Origin of the sequence: Intrasporangium sp. (genome assembly GCF_030452765.1) — a bacterium.
Classification (GTDB): domain Bacteria; phylum Actinomycetota; class Actinomycetes; order Actinomycetales; family Dermatophilaceae; genus Intrasporangium_A.
On sequence record NZ_JAKDLO010000168.1, the window covers coordinates 1 to 9,391 of the forward strand.

At 69.7% G+C, this 9,391-nt stretch carries 4 protein-coding genes and 1 pseudogene; 4 read left to right on the forward strand and 1 reads right to left on the reverse strand.

What is annotated here, in order from left to right; genetic code table 11:
* The first annotated feature begins 105 nt into the window (after window positions 1-105).
* The 4 genes from L0H79_RS17565 to L0H79_RS17580 all read left to right on the forward strand — a co-directional run bounded on the left by L0H79_RS17565 (window position 106) and on the right by L0H79_RS17580 (window position 8,267).
* Window positions 106-2,493, forward strand: coding sequence for an immune inhibitor A domain-containing protein (locus tag L0H79_RS17565; protein ID WP_301485944.1), 2,388 nt, complete (start codon window positions 106-108; stop codon window positions 2,491-2,493).
* Window positions 2,494-2,638: 145 nt separating this feature from the next.
* Window positions 2,639-3,976 carry a type I glutamate--ammonia ligase gene (gene glnA / locus L0H79_RS17570; protein ID WP_301485945.1) on the forward strand — a complete coding sequence of 446 codons (1,338 nt, stop codon included), beginning with the start codon at window positions 2,639-2,641 and terminating at the stop codon, window positions 3,974-3,976.
* An 11-nt stretch (window positions 3,977-3,987) separates the two neighbouring features.
* Window positions 3,988-6,981: a bifunctional [glutamine synthetase] adenylyltransferase/[glutamine synthetase]-adenylyl-L-tyrosine phosphorylase gene (locus L0H79_RS17575; protein ID WP_301485946.1), complete on the forward strand. Its 2,994-nt coding sequence runs from the start codon at window positions 3,988-3,990 to the stop codon at window positions 6,979-6,981.
* 23 nt (window positions 6,982-7,004) lie between these two features.
* Window positions 7,005-8,267 (forward strand): MFS transporter, encoded by a 1,263-nt coding sequence (locus L0H79_RS17580; protein WP_301485947.1) that lies wholly within the window; start codon window positions 7,005-7,007, stop codon window positions 8,265-8,267.
* A 605-nt stretch (window positions 8,268-8,872) separates the two neighbouring features.
* Here L0H79_RS17580 and L0H79_RS17585 read toward each other — a convergent pair.
* Window positions 8,873-9,068 (reverse strand): annotated as a pseudogene (locus L0H79_RS17585) (response regulator transcription factor).
* Window positions 9,069-9,391: the final 323 nt, after the last annotated feature.

Sequence of the window (9,391 nt, forward strand, 5' to 3'; positions counted from 1 at the left end):
TAAAGGATTCCCCAATTCTTGACGGCACACCTCCCGGGACGTCACCGGTGCATGGTCGAATGCGACCGGCGTCGACCGGCGCCGGACCGACCAGGAGGATCGATCTTGAACAAGCGTCAGTGGGGCGCTGTCTCGGGTCTCGCGGTCGGCGCTCTCGTGGCAAGCACCCTCGCGGCCCCCCTCGGGGCGCAGGCTGCTCCCTCGACCCGAGCGCCCATCTCGAGCGACCCCGCGGCTGCCCAGGCATCCCGCCCGGACAACCTACCCAACCCCCTCGCCGAGGCGCAGAACAAGCTGCGCCAGGATGCGGTGCACCAGCTCATCACCGGCCAGGCCACGACCCGCGTCATCAACGGCAACCGCGTCATCGAGCTGACCTCGACCCGCCCGGCGAAGGGCGTCAAGGGCAAGGCCGCCAAGGCACGGACGAGGTACGTCAACTACCCGGTCGACCGCGAGGAGAGCATCTTCACGGTGCTCACCGACTTCGGCGACAAGACCGACCCGCGCACCGACGGCGAGGCAGGGCCGGCGCACAACGAGATCCCCCAGCCGGACCGGGTCTGGGACGGCAACAGCACAGACGACAACTCGACCTACTGGATCGCCGACTTTTCTCGCCAGCACTACCTCGAGATGATGTTCTCTGGCACGAACGACTCGTTCCGCGACTTCTATCTCAAACAGTCCAACGGCCGCTTCCTCGCCAAGGGCGACGTGTCCGACTGGATCCAGGTCCCGTACAACGAGGCGCGCTACGGGAGCAACGAGATCCCGGAGTCGGACGGCTACTGGAACTACGTCAAGGACACGGCCACGGCGTGGTACGACGCGCAGGTCGTGGCCGGCAAGAGCCCGGCGCAGATCCGGTCCTACCTCAGCCAGTTCGACAAGGTCGACCGCTACGACTACGACGGCGACGGCGACTTCAACGAGCCCGACGGCTACATCGACCACTTCCAGGCCATCCACGCCGGAGAGGGCGAGGAGGCCGGCGGCGGGGCTCAGGGCGCCGACGCGATCTGGTCGCACCGCTGGTACGCCTTCTCCACGGATGAGGGCAGGACCGGGCCGGGCTTCAACAAGCTGGGCGGCGTGCCGCTCGGCGACAGCGGCATCTGGATCGGCGACTACACGACCGAGCCGGAGAACGGCGGCCTCGGGGTCTTCGCCCACGAGTTCGGCCACGACCTCGGGCTGCCGGACCTCTACGACACCGCCGGCGGCGACAACGGCACGGGCTTCTGGACCCTCATGAGCTCCGGCTCCTGGCTCAGCCAGAGCCGGACGGAGATCGGCACCAAGCCCGGCTACCTGGGGCCGTGGGAGAAGCTGCAGCTCGGGTGGCTCGACTACGCGACCGTGAAGCCCGGCAAGAGCCGGACCGTCAAGCTCGGCCCGGCCTCCGAGGTGGTGCTCGACAGGTCCAGTAGGTGGCCAGACTCCTACGGGGTCAAGCCGCAGGCCGTCGTCGTGCCACTGCCGGCTCGGACCCTCGTGACCGAGCGGAACACGCCGCACTCCGGCACCGGCGAGTGGTGGAGCGGCTACGGCAACGACCTGAGAGCGACACTGACCCGCAGCCTCGACCTGACCGGTGCCGGCTCGTCCGCGTCGGTCAGCGCCTGGGTGCAGGGCAACCTCGAGGTCGACTACGACTACCTCTATGCCGAGGTCTCGACCGACGGCGGCTCCACGTGGGCCCAGGTGGGCGACGAGGTCAACGGTGTCTTCGACTGGATGCAGAAGTCGTTCGACCTCACCCCGTGGGTCGGCCGGCAGGTCGACTTCCGCTTCCGGGTCGCGACCGACGGTGGTGTGGCGAGCGAAGCCTTCATCGACGACATCGCCGTCACCGTCGACGGCACGGCCGGGCCGGTCGACGACGTCGAGAACGGCCCGGACGGGTGGACCGCCGACGGCTTCACCATCATCGACGGGACGACCTCACGTCAGGTGCAGGACGTCTACTACGCCGAGAACCGCACCTACACCGGTTACGACAAGACCCTGCGGAAGGGGCCCTACAACTTCGGTTGGGCCAGCACCAAGCCGAACTGGGTCGAGAAGTTCCCCTACCAGAACGGCCTGCTCGTCTGGTACAGCAACGGCCAGTACACGAACAACAACACCGTGACGCATCCCGGCGGTGGGCTGATCCTGCCCGTCGACGCGAGACCGAAGGCGATCAAGTTCCCCGGCACACCTGGCGGGGACGCGGTCCTGCTCGGCAACCGCCGTCAGCCGTTTGACGCGACCTTCGGGCTGGAGCGCACGGACGCGGTGACCTTCCACCGCAACGGCTACGGGGTCTACGTCAGGTCGAGCCCAGGGATCCGGACCTTCGACGACTCCAACCCGAACAGGTACTGGGACTCGGCCAACCCGATGGGTTCGACGAAGGTCGCCGGTGCCGGCGTCAAGGTCACCGTCAGGTCGACCTCGCACCGGGGCGAGTACATGACCGTCAGGGTCGTCAACGACTCGAAGTGAGCTCTCTCTACTGACGATCGTCGGCCGCCACGGCGCGGGCCTGCGGGGAGCATCCCCGTAGGCCCGTGCTGTCGTGACAGACCGGCCCGCTCGCGTTGAGTCCTTGCGTTACGTCATGGAAACAGGCATGCGGCAAGATCGAGCCATGAACCGTCAGGAAGAGTTCGTGCTGCGCACGATCGAGGAGCGCGACATCCGTTTCGTCCGGCTGTGGTTCACCGACGTCCTCGGCACGCTCAAGTCCGTCGCCGTCGCCCCCGCCGAGCTCGAGGGCGCCTTCGCCGAGGGCCTCGGCTTCGACGGGTCGGCCATCGAGGGCCTCTCGCGGGTCTACGAGGCGGACATGCTCGCCAAGCCGGACCCGACGACCTTCCAGATCCTGCCGTGGCGTGGCGAGAGCCCCGGCACGGCGCGGATGTTCTGTGATCTGCTCCTGCCCGACGGCACCCCCAGCGTCGCCGACCCGCGCCACGTGCTGCGACGGGCTTTGGGGCATGCGGCCGATCTGGGGTTCACCTTCTACACCCACCCCGAGGTCGAGTTCTTCCTCCTCGAGCAGCAGCGCGGCCCGCGCGGGCGACCGGTGCCCGTCGACGACGCCGGCTACTTCGACCACGTCCCGCACGGCACCGGCCACGACTTCCGGCGAGCCGCGATCACGATGCTCGAGAGCATGGGCATCTCGGTCGAGTACAGCCACCACGAGGGTGCCCCGGGCCAGAACGAGATCGACCTGCGCTACGCGGACGCCCTGTCGACCGCCGACAACATCATGACGTTCCGCACCGTCGTCAAGGAGGTCGCGCTCACCCAAGGGGTCTACGCGACCTTCATGCCCAAGCCGTTCTCGGAGCACCCCGGCTCCGGCATGCACACCCACCTGTCCCTCTTCGAGGGGGACTCGAACGCGTTCTACGAGCCCGGCGCGCCCTACCAGCTGAGCAAGACGGGTCGGCAGTTCATCGCCGGCCTGCTCAGGCACGGGTCAGAGATCACGGCGGTGACGAACCAGTGGGTCAACTCCTACAAGCGCCTCTGGGGCGGCGGGGAGGCGCCGGCACACCTGACCTGGGGACACAACAACCGGTCGGCTCTGGTCCGGGTGCCGATGCACAAGCCCAACAAGGGCCAGTCCACTCGGATCGAGGTCCGCTCACTCGACGCTGCCTGCAACCCCTACCTCGCGTTCGCCGTGCTGCTCGGGGCCGGGCTCAAGGGCATCGAGGAGGGCTACGACCTGCCGCCGGAGAGCGAGGACGACGTGTGGGGCCTGACCGACGCGGAGCGGCGGGCCATGGGCGTCAAGCCCCTGCCGGCCTCGCTCGGGCGGGCGCTGGAGGCCATGGAGGAGAGCGACCTCGTCGCCGAACTGCTCGGCGAGCACGTCTTCGACTTCTTCCTGCGGAACAAGCACCAGGAATGGCTCGACTACCGGCGAGAGGTGAGCCGCTTCGAGCTCGACCGCTACCTGCCCCGCCTCTGAGCGTGGTAGCGGTGGACCGGACCAGCTCGCTCGGGGGCCGGCTCGCCCGGCTCGGCTTCCACGACCTGCCCCGGGCCAGGTCGCTGCTGGCCGATGCCGCTCTCGCACCGCTGCGCGACGGCTCGGACGGCCTGGCCGACGACCTTCTCGGGGCATTGGGCGAGACGGCTGACCCCGACCTGGCCCTGCTCGGTCTGGTCCGGCTCCTCGAAGCGCTCGCCCCGGCGCAGGTGCCGTCCGACACCGGCATCACCGCGCTGACCGACCGGCTGCGCACCGGTGGACCCGGTCGCGACCGGGTGCTCGCGGTCCTCGGCGCCTCGTCGGCCTTCGTCGACCACCTCGTGCGCCACCCCGGACACTGGACCTGCGCCGCCCGGGCGGAACCCCAGCCCGGGCAGCAGGCCCGCGCCGAGCTGGTGGCCGCGGTGACCGAGCCGGGCAAGCACACGCCATACGACGCCCTGCGGATCGCCTACCGTTGCGCGCTGCTGCGGATCGCGGCGCTCGACCTGACGGCGGACGACCCGCTCGCCGTGATGCCGGCCACGGGCGAAGCGCTCGCCGAGCTCGCCGAGGCGGCGCTGGAGGCGGCGCTGGCCATCGCGAGGCACGAGCACGGCCCCGGGCACCAGGTGTGCCGGCTCGCGGTCATCGGCATGGGCAAGACCGGCGGGGGAGAGCTGAACTACGTCAGTGATGTCGACGTCGTCTTCGTGGCCGAGCCGGTGGAGGGAGCCGACGAGGAGGAGGCACTGCGGGTCGGCACCCGGCTCGCGACCGGGCTCATGCGAGCCTGCTCCACCCCGACCCAGGAGGGGTCCCTCTGGACCGTCGACGCGGCACTGCGACCCGAGGGCAGGAACGGGCCGCTGGTGCGCACCGTTGCCAGCCACAAGGCCTACTACGAGCGCTGGGCCAAGACCTGGGAGTTCCAGGCGTTGCTCAAGGCATGGGTGTCGGCCGGCGACCTCGACCTCGGCCGGCACTACAAGGCGGAGATCTCCCCGTTGGTGTGGGAGGCCGCGGGACGCGAGGACTTCGTGACCGACGTGCAGGCCATGCGTCGACGGGTCGAGCAGCACGTGCCGGTCGCGGAAGCGGCCAGGCAGCTCAAGCTCGGGCCGGGTGGGCTGCGCGACGTCGAGTTCAGCGTCCAGCTGCTCCAGCTCGTGCACGGTCGGACCGACCCGACCCTCCGGTCGGCGACCACCCTCGAGGCACTCGCCTCGCTGTCCCGGGGCGGCTATGTGGGCCGGGACGACGCGGCCGCGCTCGACCGCGACTACCGGCTCCTGCGCTGCCTCGAGCACCGGATCCAGCTGTACCGGCTGCGACGCACGCACCTCATGCCGGACTCGGAGGCCGACCTGCGCCGGCTCGGCAGGTCCATGGGGCACCGGAGCAACCCCGGTGCTGCCGTCGTCGCGGACCGGGCCGCCACGGCACGAGAGGTCCGCAGGATCCACGAGCGTCTCTTCTACCGGCCGCTGCTGGCCGCAGCAGCCCGGCTGACTCCCGACGAGGTCGGTCTGTCGCCGGAGGCCGCCCGGGCGCGTCTTGCCGCGCTCGGCTTCCGCGACCCGGCGGGCGCGATGCGTCACATCGAGGCGCTCACCGCCGGGGTGAGCCGACGCGCCGCCATCCAGCGGACCCTCCTGCCGGTGATGCTCGGCTGGTTCGCGGACGAGGCAGACCCCGACGCCGGGCTACTGTCCTTCCGGCGGGTCAGCGACAAGCTCGGCACGATCCACTGGTACCTCAAGATGCTCCGGGACGAAGGGCGGGCCGCCGAGCGGCTCGCGCACGCGCTCGCGCGAAGCCGGCTCGCGGCCGACCTGCTCATCGGCTCGCCGGAGAGCGTCCGGATGCTCGGCGAGCGCGACGGCCTGGAGCCCCGCTCGCGCGAGGTCATCGCGGCCCGGATGCGTGCGGCGGTCGGGCGTCGCGGTGCCGCAGACGATGCCATGCCAGCAGTGCGCGCCATCAGGCGCCACGAGCTGCTGCGGATCGTGTTCGCCGACCTGACCGCCCAGCTCGAGATCACCCAGGTGAGCCGCGCCCTGACAGACCTCGCGGCTGCCACGATCGAGGTGACGCTGGAGGTCGCGACGGCCGCAGTCGTCGCCCGGGAGGGACCGTTCGAGGCGGACCTGCTCGTCGTCGGGATGGGCAGCCTCGGTGGGGCGGAGCTCGGCTACTCCTCGGACGCCGACGTGATGTACGTCCTTGGCCTGCACCCCGGTGCCGACGAGGCGGTCGCCCAGGCTCGGGCGACCACAGTCGTCAAGGAGCTGAGCCGGCTGCTCTCCGGAGCCGGGCCGGAGCCGGCCCTGACCCTCGACGCCGACCTGAGGCCCGAAGGCAAGAACGGACCCCTCGTGCGAAGCATCGAGGCCTACCGGTCCTACTACCAGCGCTGGGCCCTGACCTGGGAGTTCCAGGCCCTCCTGCGTGCCAGCCCCATCGCGGGACCCGACGCCCTTGCGCAGGAGTTCCTCGGTCTCATCGAGCCGCTCCGATGGCCGGCCGGCGGGCTCGACGCGACGCAGGTGCGCGACATCCGCACCCTCAAGGCACGCATGGAGGCCGAGCGGCTGCCCCGGGGAGCCGACCCCAACACCCACGTCAAGCTCGGCGGGGGCGGGCTGACCGACGTCGAGTGGACCGTTCAGCTGGCCCAGCTGTGCCACGCACACGAGGACGCCGCCCTCCGCGTCACCGGCACGCTCCCGGCGCTGCACGCCCTCGAAGAGGCCGGACTCATCCCGGCTCCAGACGCCGACAGCCTCCGGGAGGCATGGTTGCTTGCCAGCCGGTTGCGCAACGCCGGGATGCTGTGGCGAGGACGGCCCGTCGACAGCGTGCCGTCGGACCTGCGCGACGCTGACGGCGTTGCGCGGATCATCGGGATGGAGGCCGGGTCGGGAGGTCGGCTCAGCGAAGTGTGGCGGCGAGTTGCGCGTCGATCGCGACATGTTATGAGTTTCAACTTTTACGACTGACTGACGCGGGGTAGCGTGTGCTCGTGACCAAGGACGTGAGCAGTGCTGCGCCGTCCTTCGTTGACGTTCTGAGGGTGCCGAAGTACCTGCCGATCTTCTTGGTCCAGGCTCTCTCGTTCTGGGGCGACAACATCGCGCGGATCACGATCGCCGCGATCGTGTTCCAGCGCACCCAGTCGCCGCTGGCCACCGCGACGACGCTGGCCGTGAGCCTGCTGCCCACCGTGCTCGGCCGCAGCCTGCTCGGCCCGGTGGTCGACCGGTTCCCGTACAAGTGGGTCCTCGTCTGGAGCCACCTGCTGCGCGCAGCGTGCGTGGCCGGGCTCCTCGTCCTCGTCCTGGCCGAGGCGAAGCTGCTGGCCATCTTCGCTGTGCTGTTCGTCCTCGAGGCGATCGGCGGTGCCGCCTCGGCCTCGCACATGATCCTGATGACCGACCTGTTCCCCGACCGCCGGCTCTACGCTCGGGCCATCGGCCTGAACGCCCTGTCCGAGCAGACGAACCAGGCAGTCGGCTTCGCTGTCGGAGGGGCACTGGTCGCCTGGCTCGGACCTGAGGTGGGCCTGACCGCCGACTTCGTCTCGTTCGTGCTCGCCGCCGTCACGATCCTGGTCGTCGTCGAACTGAGGCCCGTCTCCGGCGAGCGCGGGAGGGGGGTGGGCGGGTTCGTCCGAGACCTGCACCGTGCGATCGGCGACATGGCACACCATCCGGTGCTGGCCCGGTTCATCCTGCTGAGCGTCGCCGCGTGCGTCGGCATCGCCGCCCCGGAGGCGCTGGCCATCCCTATCGCCGGCAAGACATGGTGGGCCGGCATCCTCATGGCTGCGCCCGTCGCCGGGGCCGTCCTCGGGATCATCCTGATCACCCGGCGCGACGTGGTGTGGCAGAACAGCTCGCTCATCCCACTCGCGATGCTCATGCCGCTTCCGCTCCTCGCCACGACGTTCCATCTGCCGTTCGCTGTGCTGGCTGTGCTGTGGTTCGTCAGCGGCACGCTGCAGGCCTTCATGGTCCCGCTCCAGGCGACGTTCACCCTCGTGACGCCCGAGGCGCTCCGGGGGCGGATCTTCAGCCTCGCCGGCGCGGCGTCCGTCGGTGCCGCCGCCGGGTCCTATCTGGGCGCGGGATGGCTGGCAACGCACACTGGGCCCGAGGCGGCTGTCACAGTCTGCGCCGGCCTCTGCCTCATCCTCGTCGCGCTTCTCGGGCTGCGCTGGCCCGATGTCGTCGTCCGCGAGGCCGTCGACGCGGCGTACGCTCCACCCGCCGCCCGCGCCGCCTGACGCCGCCCGCGGCCGCCCGCGGCCGCCAGCGCGGGCGCCCTGGGCTGAGGCAGCCCTGTTGGCCACGACAACTGTCGTTGATTGCACTTGTCGTGGCTCGAGCGGCCAAATCGCCACGACAAGTGCCGACGAGTGCAGTTCTTGAGGGGAGGAGCCAGCACCGTGCAAGCTCGGCCCCCAAACTACGCTGCGTCTTCGTCGGAGGTCGAACCATTCGCGACCTCTTTCTCGACTCCGCTCCGGACGGGTGGCTTACCCATGCCGTCGCTTCCTCGACTCCGCTCGGCCCCCTGACAGCCCCCAGCCTGCGCTGCGTCTTCGTGAGCGCCGTGCAAGCTCGGGCCCCCAACCTGCGCTGCATCTTCGTCAGAGGTCGAAGTACATCTCGAACAAAGGCCTGAGGTTCCAGTTGCCGTTGACTGTTGGTAGTTCCTGATCGTCGCGTTGGGCGTCGATGGCCATCTCGGGCATCCGACGAGAATCTTGCGGACCATTTGCGGACTGCGCGGCCCTGACTGTCGGGTGGTGCTGGTAAACCCGCTTGTCCAGGAACCTATGGCATCGCTCGACGGACGAGAGACCAGGCGACACCTGACTGGTTCGGATCATCTGGGCGACTCGAGCAGGTGAGTCTCCCAGGCCCAAGCCGCAATCTCGACCCGGTTGCGAACGGCGAGCTTGTTCTGGGTCCTCGCGACGTGGGTCTTGACCGTGCTGAGAGATGAACAGCTCGGCGGCGATCTCGCTGTTGGTGCGACCTGCGGCAATGATGTGGGCGACCTCGAGTTTGCGCTGGCTCAGCGCAGCATGCGACGACGCGGGTGGGGCCGCGTGGTCGGCAAGTGCAGGTGCCGGTCGAGCTGATCGAGGCAGCCGTGATCCGGCATTACACGTCACGGGCTGGTGATCCTCACAGGCGCAGATGTGGGCGTTGCACGACGCGCCCCGAGCAGCTGCGGGCAGCCGTGTTGCTCGGAGCGTTCGCCGGGTTGCGCGACGCCGAGGTCTGCGGGATGCGGGTGGGCGACGTCGACTTCATGCGCGGCATCATCAACCCGGCCGGGCAACACCAGGACTCCTGACATGGAGCGATAGTCCGTGTGGCGTCAGAGCGCGGTCTTGAT

Excerpts from the sequence above, each read along its gene's own strand:
- glnA (WP_301485945.1), top strand. The coding sequence starts at position 2,639 with ATGAACCGTCAGGAAGAGTTCGTGCTGCGCACGATCGAGGAGCGCGAC.